The organism is Streptomyces albipurpureus (assembly GCF_023701525.1).
In the GTDB taxonomy this organism is placed as follows: domain Bacteria; phylum Actinomycetota; class Actinomycetes; order Streptomycetales; family Streptomycetaceae; genus Streptomyces; species Streptomyces albipurpureus.
Window position 1 is genome coordinate 35,283 of the sequence record NZ_JAMQAW010000027.1, and the last position, 15,258, is coordinate 50,540.

Here is a 15,258-nt window from a genome sequence, read left to right on the forward strand (position 1 = left end):
CCTCTGCGACGCCACTCGGGGCCACTGGCGGACGGGCCCCGGATCTATGCGCGTGCGCTGGGCTGACCTTGGGCACGTACCGGCCGTGAGCGGAAAGATGGCGGAGTGGGCGTGGGGGCTGGCCATGGCGGAATTGGCTGAGCCGCTTCCCCTGCGTTGGGCGCACTCGGAAGGGGTCGGTCAGCGCGCGCGGGAAGCGGCTTGGGCCGTGGGGGACGAAGCGGAGCTACTGGCCTCCGCCGCCATCTTGCACGATGTGGGCTACGCACCGCGGTTGGCGACGACCGGCTTCCATCCGCTGGATGGAGCGCGGTTCCTTCGTGACATCCATGCAGCGGATGAGCGACTGGTTCGGTTGGTGGCCCACCACTCGTTCGCGTTGGTCGAAGCGGAGGAACGCGGATTGCGGTCCGTGCTCGAAGCGGAGTTTCCGCTGCTTGACGACCAGCGCCTCGTCGACGCCCTTGTGTACTGCGACATGACGACCACGCCCGATGGCTCGGTCACTTCGGTTGACGCCCGGCTGACGGAAATCACCGCCCGCTACGGCTCCGGCAGCGTGGTGGGGCGGTTCATCCGTCGAGCGTCGCCGGACATCCTCGCGGCGGTGGGACGGATAGAGGCCGCGTTGGCGGCTCAGCCGAGGTAGGGGTAGGTGCCGGCGAGGTAGTCGCCGATCTGCTGGCGCATGCTGGGGTGGATGTCGTACTGGTCCAGGTCGCATGGCTGGACGTAGCGGACGCCGTCGGCTTCGTCGTTGATGGTGGGTTCGCCGCCCACGGGGCGGCCGATGTACGTGTTCTCGTACTGCTGGCGGATCTCGCCGTCCGTGTAGGCCACGATGTGGTTCGGGTTGGTGTAGACCCCCAGGAAACCCGTGACCTCGGCGATGATTCCGGTCTCTTCCACGCATTCCCGCACGGCGCACTGGGCCGCCGTCTCACCGATGTCCTGCGCCCCGCCCGGCAGAGCCCATTGGCCGGTGTCCCGGCGGCGCTGGAGCAGTATGGCGCCGTTGTCGTCGACGACGAGCAGGTTGTTGGCGGGGATGAGCGTGTTCGCCTTGGGGGCCTTGGGGTCGTTGTAGTACTCAGTCCTGCCCATGTGACGAGGGCCCCTCCTGGTCTTGTGTCCAGGGCCGCGCGGTGGCCCAGACAACTTCAAAACTCTGAGCGTAGTTGTCGAACCAACCTGCGGTGTCAGCTCTCCGTAGGTACAGGAGGGGGTTGGCACTGGCCGGCTGGCCCCAGACGTGAGGATTGATCAGGAGGTTGTTGTCGTAGCGGAACATGGAGGTGTAGAGCGTGGTGTCGTGCAGTCTCACCTCGCAGCCCACCTCGGACAGTAAGGGCCGGTAGTAGGTGAGGGAGGCGCGGATCTTGGCGGCAAGGGTGTCGCCAATACCCTCTTCGCGGCCCCGGATTGCCACTGCCTGACCGTTCGAGTCACCGAAGCAGAGCCGAACTCGTACCCCGTCCGCTGCCCGCTCGGCGAGCATCTTGGCGACGTGGGGGTTGGATTGAGCGAAGAAGGTGCCGGAGAAGACGAGGACACCGATCTGCTCCTGTGCACCTTTGAGCAGCGAAAGCCATGTGTCCCGTGGGACGCTCGCCCGGTTCTGGTAGGTCGTGACCAGCTCTCGCTCTGCCCCGGCGGCTTGCTGTTGGGCACTTCGCACCGGCGCTGGCCAAAGGAACAGCTCCTCCACCCGCAGGTGCCGGGCTACGCGGAAGCGGTGGCGAGCGTGGGGTACACGGCCCCCGAGCCATCGGCTAACGGTTTTGGGGTCTACCTCGCAGATCTCGGCGAGTGATTCGGGTGGGATGCCGCGCTGGGCGAGTACGGAGTGCAGCCGCTCGTTCACAGGCGCCATACAAGCTGAAGGGGCTGGGACCGGCAAGGACGTTACGGGACGTTCTACGGAAGGTCGAAGGTACGACCACGGTGCTTACGCTGGGTGGATGGAGCTCATCGTCCTGTGGGACATCGACCACACGCTGATCGAGAATGCCGGGGTGAGCAAGGAGATCTACGCAGCGGCCTTCACGGCGCTGTCGGGCAGGGAGCCCCGGGGACCGGCGCGGACGGAAGGCCGTACGGACCGCCTGATCATGCGTGACATGTTCTCCCGAAACGGTGTGACCGAGCCCGGCTGGACCGCCGTCGAGAAGGCTCTTACCGCCGCAGGGGAGGCGCGTCTCTCCGAGCTCAGCCGACGCGGCACAGCCCTGCCCGGTGTACGTGAAATCCTGAGGGAAGTCTCCGTACGCACTGCTTGGGTGTCTTCGGTGCTCACCGGCAACATCGCGGCCAACGCCCGAGTGAAGGTCTCGGCCTTCGGCCTTGACTCCCTGCTTGATCTGCAAGTTGGCGCCTACGGGGCCGACGCTCTCCAACGGCCGGACCTGGTCGCTGTCGCCCGTGTGCGCGCCCAAAGGCTCCGAGGCGCGCGCCACGACGTGCCCGTCGTGCTCGTCGGCGATACGCCCAGGGACGTTGAGGCCGCGATCGCCACGGGCTCCGAGAGCATCGCGGTCGCCTCAGGCGTCCACAGCGCCGAGGAACTCGCCGCTGCCGGTGCTCAGACGGTTCTACCCGATCTGATGAACACCCCTCGTGTGCTCGGGATTCTGGAGACTCTCGCCGAGCCCCGAAAACGTCCCAGGACGTCCTCGGAGCGTCCCGATACGCGGTGACGGGGTCCGTGCCTATCCCGCCAGTATCAGGTCTCCCACCAGGCAAACGCCCGAAGGAGACCTTCGTGATCAGGGAAGTCACCGGGATCCGCAGGATCCGGATGCTGTACCTGCAACTGCTGTACCGCTGCAACTTCGAGTGCCTGCACTGCTTCCACGGCAAGCGGCTCCAGCACGCCGACGCCTTCACCGCGGACGAGGCGATCAACCTCATCACCCTCGTGCACGACGAGTACGGCACCGAGGCTGTCACCCTGCTGGGCGGCGAACCATTCGTGTACCGGAACCTCACCCAGGTCGTCCAGTACGCCAAGAGAGACCTGGGCATGCGGGTCGAGATCTGCACCAACGGCTACCGGATCGAGCGCCGGCTGACCGAGATCGCCCCCGACCTGGACCTGCTCCGGGTATCGCTGGAGGGCATCGGCTCGACCAATGACCACATCCGCGAGTTCGGAAGCTACCGCAGTGCGCTGAGCGCCCTCGAAACCGCCCAGCGACTCGGAGTCTGCGCCGGAGCCACCATGACGGTCACCTCACGCAACATCGAAGAGGTGCTGCCCCTCGCACGCGTACTTCAGGGCCATGGCGTGGAGCAGCTGAAACTTCACTGCCTCCGACCGGTCGGCAACGCAGCCGATCACCCCGAGCTCCTGATCACCGACCCCGCGGCCTACACCCGCCTTCGAGGCCGACTGACCGCGGCCGACCTTGCGATCGATGTGATCGTCGACGAGGACCTGTCCGAGCACGGGGCCCCGGACGCCTGCGTTCCCGACCGACGCCCCACGGAGATCGAGCGGATCGAGGCCGACCCGCGCGGCGCGCTCACCATGTCCTGCAAGGCGGTCGGCAAGGACTCGCACGCCTTCTGGTACGACAAGCTCGCCAACCACATCGTCCACCGGCCGTCCCCCACCGACGAGCTCACGCTCGCGGTACCGGACGTGGTGTACGCCCGTGTCTGACAGTCCGCTGTTCGAGTGCCTCGAAGGGCTCCGCGGCACCGGAAAGTCAACCATCGCCCCGATGCTGGCAACGGCCCGCCGCGCCATCCTGGTCCCGACTGTGCCTCTCTTCTACCAGCCTCTGCGCCGTGAGGTGGACCGGCGTGGAAACACCGAGGCCCGGATGTGCTTCTACCTGTCCGCGCTGTTCACCGTGACCGATGAGATCCAGCGCCTCCTGGCCGAGGGCACCCCGGTCGTCGTGGAGAGCTACTTCGCCCGTTGCCTGGCCAACCACCAGGCTCTCGGGTCCAGTCTCGGCGTCAGGCTCCCGCCCAACCTGCCTCGGCCAGTGACGTACCAACTGACCTGCGGCAAGGGCGAGCGCGAACGTCGGCTCGTTGGGCGTATCAAGCCGGTCTCCCGCTGGGATGCCCTAGCAGAAGAGGTCGCAGATGGCGTCGCCGACGCCTATGCCCAGTTCCCGACGCACCACGTGGACACCACGCGTCTGGACCCCGCCGAGGTCCTCCAGAGGATCCTCGCCATCGACACGCAAGGAGCCCACCACCGTGCGAACGCGGAGCTTGTGGGAGCACACCCTCACGTTCTTCCCCCAGTTCCTCGCCGCGCTGAAGGAGCGTGCCGCTCCTGACGCCACCGTCACGGTCGTGGGTGCGAGCGACGGCAAGTTCGTCCTGCCTCTGGCCGCCGCCGGCTACCAGGTGATCGCGGTAGAGCACGACCCTCTCGCCCTGCATGGGGGCGAGGTCATCCTCCCGGGTGAGAACAGGGCCCACGCGATGGGCCTAGTCGACCGCCTCAAGCTCGAATCGCTCCACGACCGCGTGCAGATCGTGGAGCAGGACTTCCTCCAATGGGAGCCTCCAGGCACGCCCTGCGATGCCATCTGGACGAGCTGCTCCTGGCATTACAGTGCCAACCGTGATCGCCCGCTCGCTGACTTCATCACCCGCATGCAGTCCTCCGTCGGCCAGAGCGGCCTGTACGGCGCGGAGTTCATGATGCCCGTCACCCAGCGCCAGTACCTGATCGAGCACTACACGTCACCCGAGAAGCTCAGGCGTCACTTCATCGCCGACTGGAACGTCCTGCTGACCCTGCGCACGAACGAGTTCGCCGAGCGAGCCCACATCGGCCAACTCCAGGACCACACTCATCGGATGGGCCTGCTCCTCGCGGCCCGCGCCCCCTCCTAGCGCGAAGGACGAACCCATGAAGCACGAGTACGAGGCCAAGTTCCTCGCCATCGACACTGCGGACCTCCAGAGCAAGTTGACCGCCCTGGGCGCCACGCAAGCATTTCCTCGCACCCTCCTGACCCGCAAGATCTTCGAGAACGACGTGCTCGAAGGGGGTGCCTGGGTGCGGCTGCGGGACGAGGGCACCCGATCGACGCTCACACTCAAGCAGGTCACCGACGCCACCACGATCAACGGCACCACCGAGATCGAGACCGAGGTGACGGACCTGCACGCGATGGCCGAGATCCTGCTCAATCTCGGGATGCGGGAGGTCCGGTACCAGGAGAACTACCGCGAGGAATGGCACCTCGGCGAAATCGCCTTCGACTTCGACACTTGGCCGGACCTCCATACCTTCGTCGAGATCGAGGGACCCGACGAGGCGTCGGTCCGCCAGGCAGCCGCCCTGCTCGACCTCGACTATTCCGAAGCACGTTTCGGTAGCGTCGACGAAATCTACAAGAGCGAGTCCGGCAGGGACATCCTGGCCGAGCCCACACTTCTCTTCGCCGACGCCGAAAAGCAGGATTCGGCCCTGGTAGCCGTCCCTAGCGAGTGATCTTGAAGGCCGAGCGGTGCTTGCAGAACTGGCCGTGCCGCCTCGGGGTGTCCTGGCGTCGCTGATGTTCAGTGCGGCGGTCTGTCCGCTGCCGCTGACGCTCACGACGGCAACAGGTGGACCGACGGCTTCTGCAGGCTCTACTGCGGCCAGCGATGGGCCTGTGTTCCATGGATCGGCCCGTCCTCACAGCCGACAGCCCCTGCAGAACCCCGCCACTAGCGCCCGCTGTCCTGCCGTTCGCTCACGCAAGAGGCGGGGAAAGACGAAGCGCCCCGACCGGCGGAAACCGACCGAGGCGCCAAGTAGCAGCTCAGAGGGGGTTTCCCCTCCTCGCACCAGGTAGGCCGTGTGGGACTCGAACCCACAACCAACGGATTAAAAGTCCGCTGCTCTGCCAATTGAGCTAACGGCCCTCGGCGAGTCATCCCTGAGCATAGCCCGATCAGACCTGTGCGCCGATCGGGTATCCGATCACCGGTGTGGTGAAGTCCGCCGACGTCACCGGTCTGAGGCGCTTCACGAGCGCTAGCTGTGAGATGCCCCACTCTTGAAGTGCTGCCTCAGGAGCCCGCTTCGAGGTCTCCCAGAACGCTCAAGCAGCTCAAGTTTTGCACACAGCCAGGGCCCGTACCCCAGAAGGAGTACGGGCCCTGTTGCTGAGTCAGTTGTCTGCTCAGTGCTCAGTCAGCGGTGGCGTCAGCCGTTGCGCTTCCAGCGCGGCTTGTCGTCGCGGCGGCCGAAGGAGCCGGTGTTGGTGCCGGTGGTGCCAGTGCCAGTGCCGGTTCCGGTGCTTCGGTGGTCGTCACGGCGGCCGTACGGGCGGTCCGTGGAGCCGGAGCGGAAACCACCAGTGGCGGGGCGGTCGTCACGACGGTCGCGGTTGAACGGACGGTCGCTGCCGCGGTGACCGCTCGGGCGGTCGTCACGGCGGAACCCACCAGAGGCCGGACGGTCATCGCGACGCTCGAACGGGCGACCGCTCGGGCGGTCGTCACGGCGGAACCCACCAGAGGCCGGACGGTCGTCACGACGCTCGAAAGAGCGGCCACCGCGGTCGCCACCGCGGTCATCCCGACGGTCGTCACGGCGGAACCCGCCGCCCGACGGACGGTCATCACGACGGAAACCACCACGGTCACCACCGCGGTCGCCGCCACGGCGATCGAAGTTGCCGCGGTCGTCACGACGCTCGGACGACTGCTCGGGCACGGCAGCGGCAGCGGCCTCAAGCTCCGCCTCGGCGGCCGAGGCCATCTCGGCGATCGCCGTCTCGGGGTCGTCGCCACGCTCACGCGCGGCACGGGCCACCAGACGGTCGGCCTCCTCGCGGAGCTCGCCCGCGCGGCGCTGCACGCGCTCCAGCTGCTTGGTCAGATCGGCGACCTCGCGCTCAGCCTGCTTGGCAGCGTTGTTCGCGGAGTCCGCCTGGACCTCGGTGAGCGAACGCGCACCGGTGATCTCGGCGACCTCCGGGTCGAACGCGCCTGCTCCGCCCACGATGTGGCGCGAAGCGTCGACGCCCGCGTCCTCCATCAGACGGAAGATCTGACGGCGCTGGTGCGGCAGTGACAGCGACACGACCACGCCGGACTTTCCGGCTCGGGCGGTACGGCCCGAGCGGTGGAGGTAGTCCTTGTGGTCACCGGCCGGGTCGACGTTCAGTACCAGGTCGATGCCGTCCACGTGGATGCCTCGGGCAGCCACGTCGGTGGCGACGAGCGCGTTGACGTAGCCGTCCTTGAAGTCAGCCAGTGTCCGGGTGCGCGCGCCCTGCGTCATACCGCCGTGCAGCGCGTCGGCCTTCACGCCCGAGTCGCGCAGCTGCTCCGCGATACGGTCCGCGCCCAGCTGGGTCCGGACGAAGATGATCGTGCGACCCTTGCGGGCTGCGATCGCCGCGGTGACCGGGGCCTTGTCCTTCGGCTTCACGACGAGGACGTGGTGGGTCATGGTCGTGACATTGCCCTGGGCGCTGTCGACCTCATGGCTCACCGGGTTGGTCAGGTAGCGCTTGACCAGGGTGCTGATCTCGTTCTCCATGGTGGCGGAGAAGAGCATCCGCTGGCCGCCACCGGGCACCTGGTCGAGCAGCTCGGTGACCTCGGGCAGGAAGCCCAGGTCGGACATCTGGTCGGCCTCGTCCAGGATCGCGACCTGGACGTTCTCCAGGGAGCAGGCGCCACGGTTGATGATGTCGCGCAGTCGGCCCGGGGTGGCGACGAGGATGTCGACGCCGCGCTCCAGGGCGTAGATCTGGTTGCCCATCGACGTACCGCCGCAGACGACCTTCATCTTCAGGCCGAGAACGTCACCGTAGGGCTGGAGAGCGTCCGCGACCTGCATCGCGAGCTCACGGGTCGGGGTGAGGATGATCCCGCGGGGCTTCTTCTTGTCGGTGTGGCCACCGGAGAGGGTGGCCAGCAGCGGGAGGCCGAAGGAGAGCGTCTTGCCGGAGCCGGTGCGGCCGCGGCCCAGGATGTCCTTGCCTGCCAGCGCGTCCGGGATGGTCGCGGCCTGGATCGGGAAGGGGCTCGTCACACCGTTCTGGGCGAGCTTGCGGACGACGCCTTCGGGCAGACCGAGCGTGGTGAACGTGACCTCGGGAACCGAGGGGACCTCAGGGGTCTCGTCGATCTCGACCTCGACAGCCTCGACCTCGACAGCTTCGACCTCTACAGCTTCGACGACCTCGGCCTCGACCACATCGGAGTCAACGACATCGGACAGGACGATGATGGCCGGCGCGTCAGTGTTCTCGGCGGGCTGGACGTTCTCAGGGTTCTCGGGGGTGTCGACCACGGTGGAAGTGGTGTCGACGACTGCCTCGTCCTGGGGCAGGACGGCGTGATCAGTGCTGAAATTGGACATGCGAAATGCGAAACCTTCCGGAGTCTCGGCACGCGCCCAAACTCCGTGATTCGCAATTCGACCGCCTCTATGCGGTCAGCCACGGCTAGGGAGAGTACGCGCCACACGGCGCGCTTCTTTTTCGGCGCCGGGCAATGGGATCAAACGATCTACCACCATACGCACCCTCCCCCGCCCAAGGCAAACCACGTCAGGGTGACCCCCGCAACACCGCCTCACGCGGGCCCCAGCTGCGGTGAGGCCTCCGGCTCCCGGCCCACCTTGCGGCGCGCCGCCTCCGCCATCCGCAGTGCGCCGGCCTGCGCCTCGGGCAGGGGCGAGGCCGTCGGCTCCTCGGTCGGTTCGACCGGCGTTGGGGTGGGGGTTTCCTGGGGCGGCTCGGGCTGCGGTTCCTGTGTGGGGGAGGGCGGCGGTACGGAGGGTGAGGGCACTCCCCTGGTCGGCTCGGGCTCCTTGGAAGGCTGCGGCCGATTCACTCCCACGGTGGGCCGGGGCACCGGTGGCGTGGTCGCGGTGCGCGGGCTGGGGGTGGCCTCCGGGACCCCGGGGGGCCGCGCCGACCTGTCCGGCTCCGCCCTACCGCCGCCAGCGTGGTGCCGCCCAGGACCCGCCTGCCCGCCTTCCGGTTCGATCTCCGCGCCGGACGGGGCCGATGACTTGCGGGGTTCGGGAGCCTCCGCCTTGTCGTCACTCACGCTCATACAGCCCGCAGAGGCGGCAAGCGCCAACGAGGCGGCGAACGCGGCAGCCAGTCGGCCAGGGGTGGGCAATTGACGCACGAGGGCACCTCCGGGGGCAGAACGCGGGTTTCACTGCCCAACTCCCAGCGCCCCACGGGGGACACGCCCATGTGCCTGACAAGTACACGCCCCGTTCGGGCGGCCGTCGGGATCACCCCGTCAGCGCCTGCCCCAACTCGACGCCCACCGCCACCGATCCCAGCCCCACCAACACGGAGACGACCGCATTCGCCGCCATCAGCCGACCGCACCCTCGCTCAGCCAACCGAAACGTCTCGTACGAGAAGGTGGAGTAGGTACTGAGCGCACCGCACAGGCCCGTACCGAGGAGCGCGTACGTCGATGAGGTGACCGACGCCCCCGCCAGCACTCCGAGCAGCAGACAACCGGCGAGATTGACCGTCAGTGTTCCCCACGGAAACAGTGAGTCATGACGGGCCTGCACCGCGCGGTCGGTCAGATAACGCAGCGGCGCACCGACCGCAGCCCCCAGCGCCACCAGCAGCCAGGTCACCGGACGTCCGGTCCGGGCCCGGTCATGCGCCGGGGATGACGACGCGCTGTGACGACCCTTCGGGTCACCGTCACGGTGAGCCACACCGCTCCCACACAGCCGGCCACCGTGCCTCCCGCGTACGCCAGCGCCGTCCAGGCCCGGTCATGGAGCAGGAGTTCGCGGACATCGAACGCGTACGCGGAGAAAGTGGTGAACCCGCCGAGCACGCCGACCCCGGCGAACAACCGGGCCAGTGGACGCTCCTTCCGCCCGCCCTCGGCGACCAAGGGCAGGAGCACTCCGATCAGCGCCGAGCCCGTCACATTGATCCCCAGGGTCACCCAGGGGAAGCCCTCCCCGGCGGGGGGCCAGGTCCGGACGGCCGCGTACCGGGCGAGCGCCCCCACCACTCCGCCCGCCGAGATCACCGCGAGGACCAGCCAGAGCCGGGACCCGGCGATCTCCCCCCGCTGGGCGGCCCGATGCAGATCGACATCAGGATCGATCGGTTCCGATGGCGCAGGGGGGCCATTGATCGCCTCGGGAGGTACGGGGGAGCCGTCCGGGGGGACGGCGAAACCGTCCTCGCCTGGCCGAGGGCCTGGTGAGCCGATCCCGGCGGGGCCGGTGTCGGGCCGAGCCCGGCCCGGCCCGGAAACCTCCGCGTCCCCCGACTCCCCCGCGGGTGGCTCCATGCTCAGCCGTAACCGAGTGCGTGCAGCCGCTCATCGTCGATTCCGAAGTGGTGCGCCACTTCATGAACCACTGTGATCTCAGTCTCCTCGACCACTTCCTCGCGGCTCTCGCACATCCGCAGCGTCGGCCCCCGATAGATCGTGATCCGGTCCGGCAGCACCCCCGCGTACCACTCACCGCGATCGGTCAGCGGAGTGCCCTCGTACAGCCCGAGCAGCTCTGGATCGCCCGGGGCCGGTTCGTCCTCGACGAACACCGCGACGTTGTCCATCAGCCGCGTCAGCTCCGGCGGAATCCGGTCCAGGGCCTCGGCGACCAGTTCCTCGAACTCCTCGCGTGTCATCTCCAGCACCCGGCCATTGTCACGTACAACCCGCAACCGGTCGCCCCGGGTCCGTACCCGCTCCGCCCATCGACCGCACTGATGAGCGACGAACACAGATCCACCTCGCTCGCGGCGCGGCCGGTCGAGATCGCATAGCCGTCCACGAGCGGGGGCATACGGGCCCAATGGCACAAGAAGCCCCGGAACCGATGCGCACCACCTTCACCCGGCTCCGGCGGCACTATCGCTCCCGGCGCACCGACCCCACGCACACGCTGGTGCACCATCCGCATCCGTGGGCCAGGGCGCTGGGGCTCACCACCGTCGTGCTGGTGGGTGCCTGGCTGGGGCTGCTGATCGTGGGGAGCGTCCACACCTCGATCGGGCCCATGGAGACGAGCATGACCCTGCGCCCCGATCTCTCCGGGGGCACCAAGATCAATGTCTCGCCGCTGGGCGCGTTGGAACTCGACTCCCACATCGCGCCCGTCCGGCTCGATGTGGACGTCAACCAACTCGACCCGGTGCGCTCCACCGCCCTGGTCGAACATCCCGAGCGACTCGCCGGCCTCCAGGACGAGGTCGCCCAGGATGTGGCCAGCGGGACCACCGAGTTGGCGGTGCGTTCCTGTGTCGCCGTGGTCTCCGGTGCGACCGCCCTCGGGCTCGCCGTCTACCGTCGCCCGCGCCGCGCCCTGGCCGCTGGCGGCCTGGCGCTGACGCTGCTGGCCGCCTCCGGCGGCGCCGCGGTCGCCACCTGGGACCCGGAGTCGGTACTGGAGCCGAAGTTCTCCGGACTGCTCACCAGCGCGCCATCGGTCGTCGGAGACGCCCGCTCCATCGTTTCGGACTTCGACGTCTACCAGAAGGAGCTGGCCCGGCTGGTCACCAATGTCACCAAGCTCTACGACGCCACCTCCACCCTGCCGACCTACCGCCCGGACCCGCTCACCATGCGGGTCCTGCACGTCTCCGACATCCATCTCAACCCCGCGTCCTGGCATGTCATCGGCTCACTCGTGGAGCAGTACGACATTGATGTGATCATCGATTCCGGGGACACCATGGACCATGGCACCGCCGCCGAGAACGCCTTCCTGGACCCGATCAGCGACCTTGGCGCGCCCTATGTCTGGGTGCGGGGCAACCATGACTCGCGCATCACCCAGTCCTATCTCTCCCGGTTGAAGAACACCCATGTGCTCGACGACGGGAAGGCGGTCACGGTCGCGGGACTGCGGATCGCGGGGATGGGCGACGCCCAGTTCACCCCGGACCGCTCCACGGCCGACGAGGGCGCGGCCGGGATGGGCAAGGACGCCCATCGGATGGCGGGCATCCGACTCGCATCGGCGCTGCGCGCCCAGATCCACGCGGGCACCCCGGCCGATATCGCCGTGGCGCACAATCCGATCTCGGCACGGGAGACCGATGGCGCCGTTCCCCTGGTGCTCGCCGGGCATCTGCACCATCGCAGCACCGAGGTGCTGAAGGACGGCACCAGGCTGAAGATCGAGGGTTCGACGGGCGGCGGCGGACTGCGGGCGCTGGAACAGGAGAAACCGGAGAAGGTGCGCGCATCGGTGCTCTATCTGGACCGGACGACCAAACGGCTCCAGGCCTGGGACGAGATCACCCTGGGCGGACTGGGACTGACGACGGCGGAGATCAGCCGTCGCCTCCCGAAGGGGAACGATCCAGAGCGCAAGCCAGATGCCACGGCGTCCGGCTCCCCCGCCGCCCCCGGGTCGTCGAACACGCCGAAGGCTCCCGGCACCCCCGGCTCCCCGGCGCCCTCAACACCGAGCACACCAGGTCGATCCCCCCAGCCATGACCCGCGTGACCGACCCCCTCAGATCACCCGAACGGCCGCCCCTGGCCAAGTCCCCCCACCCGTCAAGGAAACCGTTTTGGCGATACCTCCCCGCATCCCATATGCTTCTCACGTCCCCGACGCGCTGGAAAGCGCCAGGCGGGCCCTTAGCCCTCATCGTCTAGTGGCCCAGGACGCCGCCCTTTCAAGGCGGTAGCACGGGTTCGAATCCCGTTGGGGGCACGCTTTACCTGTGCGAGACTTGTGCTCGCACAACTTTGGTCCTGTGGAGCAGCTTGGAGTGCTCGCCACCCTGTCAAGGTGGAGGCCGCGGGTTCAAATCCCGTCAGGACCGCTGAAGCTCGTCAGAGCTTCGTGGCTGGGTAGCTCAGTTGGTACGAGCGTCCGCCTGAAAAGCGGAAGGTCGCCGGTTCGACCCCGGCCCCAGCCACCTCGTAAAGGCCCCATCCATCGGATGGGGCCTTTGTCGTTGCCGCTATGCCTCCTCGATCCTCTCCGGTCCGGGACCTCCGGCCGTGGCCCCTGAGGTCTCTCGCCGGCGCCATCCCCGTATCCCGAGGATCATCGCCACGATCGCCATCACACCGATCAGCAGCGCCCAGTCCGGCACCGATTCACCCACCCGGCCGGCCCACTGCTCAGCGGCGAAGGAGTCGTCGACGCTGAGCAGGCCGGGGAGCGCGGTCGTACCGTCGAAGGCCAGGAAGATCGTGCCGAGGGCGATGAAGAACAGGCCCGAGAAGAGCGATGTGGTGTGCAGCCGAAGGCGGCCCAGGCTCAGCGAACGACCACGGAGCCAGCGGCGCCGGCCCAGGTCGAAGCGGTCCCAGAGCAGTGCGAGCAGAAAGAGCGGGACCGCCATGCCCAGGGCGTAGACCGCCAGCAGCAGACCGCCGTAGACCGGGCTGCCGGAGAGCGCCGAGACGGTCAGCACACTGCCGAGGATCGGGCCGGCGCAGAATCCCGCCAGGCCGTAGACCAGGCCCAGGGCGTAGACCGGGGCGGCGGTCGTCGGGCGGATGCGGCCGGAGAGTTCCGCCATCGTGCGGGAGGCGAATCCGAGCCCCAGGATCTGGGCCGCGCCCAGCGCGATGATCAGCCAGCCTCCCGCCGCGACCAGCAGATCGCGGTTGCCGTAGAAGAACCGGCTGGCATAGGAGCCGGCTACTCCCAGCGGTACGAGGGTGGTGGCCAGGCCCGCGTAGAAGATTCCGGTACGCAGCAGGAGTCGGCCGGTCGAGTCGAGTGAGTAGGCGAAGAACGCCGGCAGCAGCAGTGCGCTGCACGGGCTGATCAGCGCCAGCAGACCGCCGAGGAACGCGGCCAGATAGCCGATGTCCGTCATTCGGAGGTGGGCTCCGTCCCCTGGTCGCCCTTGCCGCCCTTGCCGGCCTTGCCGCTGGACTCGGCGGTCCGCTGAGCCGCTTCGATGGCCTGGGTGAAGCTCTCCATGGGCTGCGCGCCGGCCAGCGGGCGGCCGTTGACCAGGAAGGACGGGGTGGAGGTCGCGCCAAGGCCATAGGCCTCCTCCTGGTCCCGGCTCACCGAAGCCTTGGCGGCTTCGCTGTCCAGGTCCTTGGCGAAACGGTTGAGATCGGGCACGCCCGCCCGCTTGGCCAACTCCTTGAGTCGGCCCTTGGAGAAGCCCTTCTCCTTCTCGCCCTCCGCGTACGCGGCGCTGTGGAACTGCCAGAACCGGCCCTGCTGGCCGGCTGCCCAGGCAGCGCGCGCCGAGTCCTCGGACTCCTGGCCGAAGATCGGGAAGTTGCGCCACTCAATGCGCAGTACGCCCTTGTCGACGTACTCCTTGATCAGTTCGGGCTCGGTGTCCCGGGCGAACTTGCCGCAGTAGCCACAGAGGAAGTCCGCGTACTCGATCATCACCACGGGTGCGTCGGCGCGGCCCACGGCGAGCGGGTCCTTGGCCTCGCGACGGGCGAGTTTCGCCAGCTCCGGGTAGACGCCGCTCTGGGCGTCGGCGGAGACCTCCGTCCGTGCGGAAGACGCGGGCGAGTCATCGGGCCTGGTCGCGGTGTACGAGGCGATACCGAGCAGGAGCGCGGCTACGACGACGCCCGCTCCGATGAAGAGCGGTCGACGCGACGAAGGAGAGGGAGAGGGCGGCGAGGAGGGCGCGCGGGAGGGGGAAGCGGAAGAGCGGACAGGCATGGCGGTAGGTCACTCCTGAGCGAAATGCGGATAAAGCGGGCACTGGAGGGAGTGTGGCCGCCTATACGCGCAGGATCGACAGCTCCAACGGAGTGACAGCGGCGATGGGCGGCCCGCGATCCGGTGGCATCACCACCTGGAGGGGGGCGCTGTCCAAGGTGTCCGCGGTGCTGAACACCCCGTGAGGGGCGGGCGGCAACTCCTGGAGAGCGCCACCGCGCGGGGCGGTGGCGGGGTGTGCCCCTCGCTCATCGTCCTGGGCACCCTTGCCGCACCCGGCCAGCTGCCCCTGGGCCGTCGCCACCGCGGCCGTCCCGCTCTCAGCCCGCGCGGACGACGGTGCGCAGAGCACCAGCAGGAGCGCGCAGACCATGCCGAGCAGCGCGGCCGCGGTCGCCAACCGGCGGTACCGACCGTCACGGCTGAGCAGCATGGACGCGCCAACCCTTCGTCAGCGGGGAGAACGACGGAGATCAGACCGTGAGCGTGGGAGAGCGACGGACGACCGCGGAATGATCTACTCCATACTGCACCAGACCAACCCGGCCGCCGCACCGCCCCGCAGCAAGCCCCACCGGTGACGAACGCCCCCTCGCCCAGGGATCGCCTGCCCCCTTGTCCGGGCGACGATGCGGCAGCCCCGCCAGGACGCATGGAGA

The 15,258-nt window shown here is 68.3% G+C and carries 17 protein-coding genes and 4 tRNA genes; 10 read left to right on the forward strand and 11 right to left on the reverse strand.

What is annotated here, in order from left to right; genetic code table 11:
- Positions 1–97: 97 nt before the first annotated feature.
- On the forward strand, positions 98–649 hold the full coding sequence (locus NBG84_RS21885; RefSeq protein WP_250921299.1) for an HD domain-containing protein: 552 nt from the start codon (positions 98–100) through the stop codon (positions 647–649).
- On the opposite strand, the gene NBG84_RS21890 is transcribed toward NBG84_RS21885, so the two are convergent.
- Both NBG84_RS21890 and NBG84_RS21895 read right to left on the reverse strand, forming a co-directional pair.
- Positions 637–1,104 (reverse strand): NUDIX hydrolase, encoded by a 468-nt coding sequence (locus tag NBG84_RS21890; protein WP_250921262.1) that lies wholly within the window; start codon positions 1,102–1,104, stop codon positions 637–639. The two genes, NBG84_RS21885 and NBG84_RS21890, sit on opposite strands and share 13 nt — an antisense overlap.
- On the reverse strand, positions 1,091–1,864 hold the full coding sequence (locus NBG84_RS21895; protein WP_250921300.1) for a helix-turn-helix domain-containing protein: 774 nt from the start codon (positions 1,862–1,864) through the stop codon (positions 1,091–1,093). The genes NBG84_RS21890 and NBG84_RS21895 overlap by 14 nt, the downstream gene beginning before the upstream one ends.
- Positions 1,865–1,961: 97 nt before the next feature.
- Here NBG84_RS21895 and NBG84_RS21900 point away from each other — a divergent pair, with 97 nt between their 5' ends.
- The 5 genes from NBG84_RS21900 to NBG84_RS21920 all read left to right on the forward strand — a co-directional run bounded on the left by NBG84_RS21900 (position 1,962) and on the right by NBG84_RS21920 (position 5,467).
- Positions 1,962–2,696 carry an HAD family hydrolase gene (locus NBG84_RS21900; protein ID WP_250921263.1) on the forward strand — a complete coding sequence of 245 codons (735 nt, stop codon included), beginning with the start codon at positions 1,962–1,964 and terminating at the stop codon, positions 2,694–2,696.
- Positions 2,697–2,761: 65 nt separating this feature from the next.
- Positions 2,762–3,664, forward strand: coding sequence for a radical SAM protein (locus tag NBG84_RS21905; RefSeq protein WP_250921264.1), 903 nt, complete (start codon positions 2,762–2,764; stop codon positions 3,662–3,664).
- Positions 3,657–4,298 carry a P-loop nucleotide/nucleoside kinase family protein gene (locus tag NBG84_RS21910; protein ID WP_250921265.1) on the forward strand — a complete coding sequence of 214 codons (642 nt, stop codon included), beginning with the start codon at positions 3,657–3,659 and terminating at the stop codon, positions 4,296–4,298. Before NBG84_RS21905 ends, NBG84_RS21910 begins: the two co-directional genes overlap by 8 nt.
- The gene (locus tag NBG84_RS21915; RefSeq protein WP_250921266.1) at positions 4,216–4,863 is read left to right on the forward strand and encodes a class I SAM-dependent methyltransferase; all 648 of its coding nucleotides are present in this window, start codon (positions 4,216–4,218) and stop codon (positions 4,861–4,863) included. Before NBG84_RS21910 ends, NBG84_RS21915 begins: the two co-directional genes overlap by 83 nt.
- Before the next feature lie 16 nt (positions 4,864–4,879).
- On the forward strand, positions 4,880–5,467 hold the full coding sequence (locus NBG84_RS21920; RefSeq protein ID WP_250921267.1) for a class IV adenylate cyclase: 588 nt from the start codon (positions 4,880–4,882) through the stop codon (positions 5,465–5,467).
- A 343-nt stretch (positions 5,468–5,810) separates the two neighbouring features.
- On the opposite strand, the gene NBG84_RS21925 is transcribed toward NBG84_RS21920, so the two are convergent.
- The 6 genes from NBG84_RS21925 to NBG84_RS21950 form a co-directional block, all read right to left on the reverse strand.
- Positions 5,811–5,883 (reverse strand) — tRNA-Lys (locus tag NBG84_RS21925).
- A gap of 283 nt (positions 5,884–6,166) precedes the next feature.
- Positions 6,167–8,338, reverse strand: a complete 2,172-nt coding sequence (locus NBG84_RS21930) for a DEAD/DEAH box helicase (RefSeq protein WP_250921268.1) — start codon at positions 8,336–8,338, stop codon at positions 6,167–6,169.
- 215 nt (positions 8,339–8,553) lie between these two features.
- Entirely contained in the window at positions 8,554–9,117 is a 564-nt protein-coding gene (locus NBG84_RS21935; RefSeq protein ID WP_250921269.1) for a hypothetical protein, read from the reverse strand.
- A gap of 112 nt (positions 9,118–9,229) precedes the next feature.
- Positions 9,230–9,592: a fluoride efflux transporter FluC gene (locus NBG84_RS21940; protein ID WP_250921270.1), complete on the reverse strand. Its 363-nt coding sequence runs from the start codon at positions 9,590–9,592 to the stop codon at positions 9,230–9,232.
- Positions 9,589–10,269, reverse strand: a complete 681-nt coding sequence (locus NBG84_RS21945) for a fluoride efflux transporter FluC (RefSeq protein ID WP_308312100.1) — start codon at positions 10,267–10,269, stop codon at positions 9,589–9,591. The genes NBG84_RS21940 and NBG84_RS21945 overlap by 4 nt, the downstream gene beginning before the upstream one ends.
- Positions 10,270–10,271: 2 nt before the next feature.
- Complete coding sequence (locus tag NBG84_RS21950) at positions 10,272–10,622, reverse strand: metallopeptidase family protein (protein WP_250921271.1); 351 nt, start codon at positions 10,620–10,622, stop codon at positions 10,272–10,274.
- A gap of 182 nt (positions 10,623–10,804) precedes the next feature.
- On the opposite strand from NBG84_RS21950, the gene NBG84_RS21955 reads away from it, so the two are divergent.
- The 4 genes from NBG84_RS21955 (at position 10,805) to NBG84_RS21970 (ending at position 12,860) form a co-directional block, all read left to right on the forward strand.
- Positions 10,805–12,430, forward strand: a complete 1,626-nt coding sequence (locus tag NBG84_RS21955) for a metallophosphoesterase family protein (protein WP_425608675.1) — start codon at positions 10,805–10,807, stop codon at positions 12,428–12,430.
- Between the two features lie 149 nt (positions 12,431–12,579).
- A tRNA-Glu gene (locus NBG84_RS21960) sits at positions 12,580–12,652 on the forward strand.
- Positions 12,653–12,689: 37 nt separating this feature from the next.
- Positions 12,690–12,764, forward strand: a tRNA-Asp gene (locus NBG84_RS21965).
- 22 nt (positions 12,765–12,786) lie between these two features.
- Positions 12,787–12,860 (forward strand) — tRNA-Phe (locus tag NBG84_RS21970).
- Between the two features lie 45 nt (positions 12,861–12,905).
- Here NBG84_RS21970 and NBG84_RS21975 read toward each other — a convergent pair.
- The 3 genes from NBG84_RS21975 to NBG84_RS21985 all read right to left on the reverse strand — a co-directional run bounded on the left by NBG84_RS21975 (position 12,906) and on the right by NBG84_RS21985 (position 15,032).
- A complete protein-coding gene (locus NBG84_RS21975; RefSeq protein ID WP_250921273.1) occupies positions 12,906–13,775 on the reverse strand; it encodes a cytochrome c biogenesis CcdA family protein in 870 nt (289 codons plus the stop codon).
- Positions 13,772–14,599, reverse strand: coding sequence for a DsbA family protein (locus NBG84_RS21980; RefSeq protein ID WP_250921274.1), 828 nt, complete (start codon positions 14,597–14,599; stop codon positions 13,772–13,774). The genes NBG84_RS21975 and NBG84_RS21980 overlap by 4 nt, the downstream gene beginning before the upstream one ends.
- A 61-nt stretch (positions 14,600–14,660) precedes the next feature.
- Positions 14,661–15,032 carry a hypothetical protein gene (locus NBG84_RS21985; protein ID WP_250921275.1) on the reverse strand — a complete coding sequence of 124 codons (372 nt, stop codon included), beginning with the start codon at positions 15,030–15,032 and terminating at the stop codon, positions 14,661–14,663.
- Between the last annotated feature and the right edge of the window lie 226 nt (positions 15,033–15,258).

Coding starts and splice junctions, on each gene's coding strand:
- NBG84_RS21885 (WP_250921299.1), top strand. CDS start 98: ATGGCGGAGTGGGCGTGGGGGCTGGCCATGGCGGAATTGGCTGAGCCG.
- NBG84_RS21890 (WP_250921262.1), bottom strand. CDS start 1,104: ATGGGCAGGACTGAGTACTACAACGACCCCAAGGCCCCCAAGGCGAAC.
- NBG84_RS21900 (WP_250921263.1), top strand. CDS start 1,962: ATGGAGCTCATCGTCCTGTGGGACATCGACCACACGCTGATCGAGAAT.
- NBG84_RS21920 (WP_250921267.1), top strand. CDS start 4,880: ATGAAGCACGAGTACGAGGCCAAGTTCCTCGCCATCGACACTGCGGAC.
- NBG84_RS21930 (WP_250921268.1), bottom strand. CDS start 8,338: ATGTCCAATTTCAGCACTGATCACGCCGTCCTGCCCCAGGACGAGGCA.
- NBG84_RS21945 (WP_308312100.1), bottom strand. CDS start 10,269: ATGGAGCCACCCGCGGGGGAGTCGGGGGACGCGGAGGTTTCCGGGCCG.
- NBG84_RS21955 (WP_425608675.1), top strand. CDS start 10,805: ATGCGCACCACCTTCACCCGGCTCCGGCGGCACTATCGCTCCCGGCGC.
- NBG84_RS21975 (WP_250921273.1), bottom strand. CDS start 13,775: ATGACGGACATCGGCTATCTGGCCGCGTTCCTCGGCGGTCTGCTGGCG.
- NBG84_RS21980 (WP_250921274.1), bottom strand. CDS start 14,599: ATGCCTGTCCGCTCTTCCGCTTCCCCCTCCCGCGCGCCCTCCTCGCCG.
- NBG84_RS21985 (WP_250921275.1), bottom strand. CDS start 15,032: ATGCTGCTCAGCCGTGACGGTCGGTACCGCCGGTTGGCGACCGCGGCC.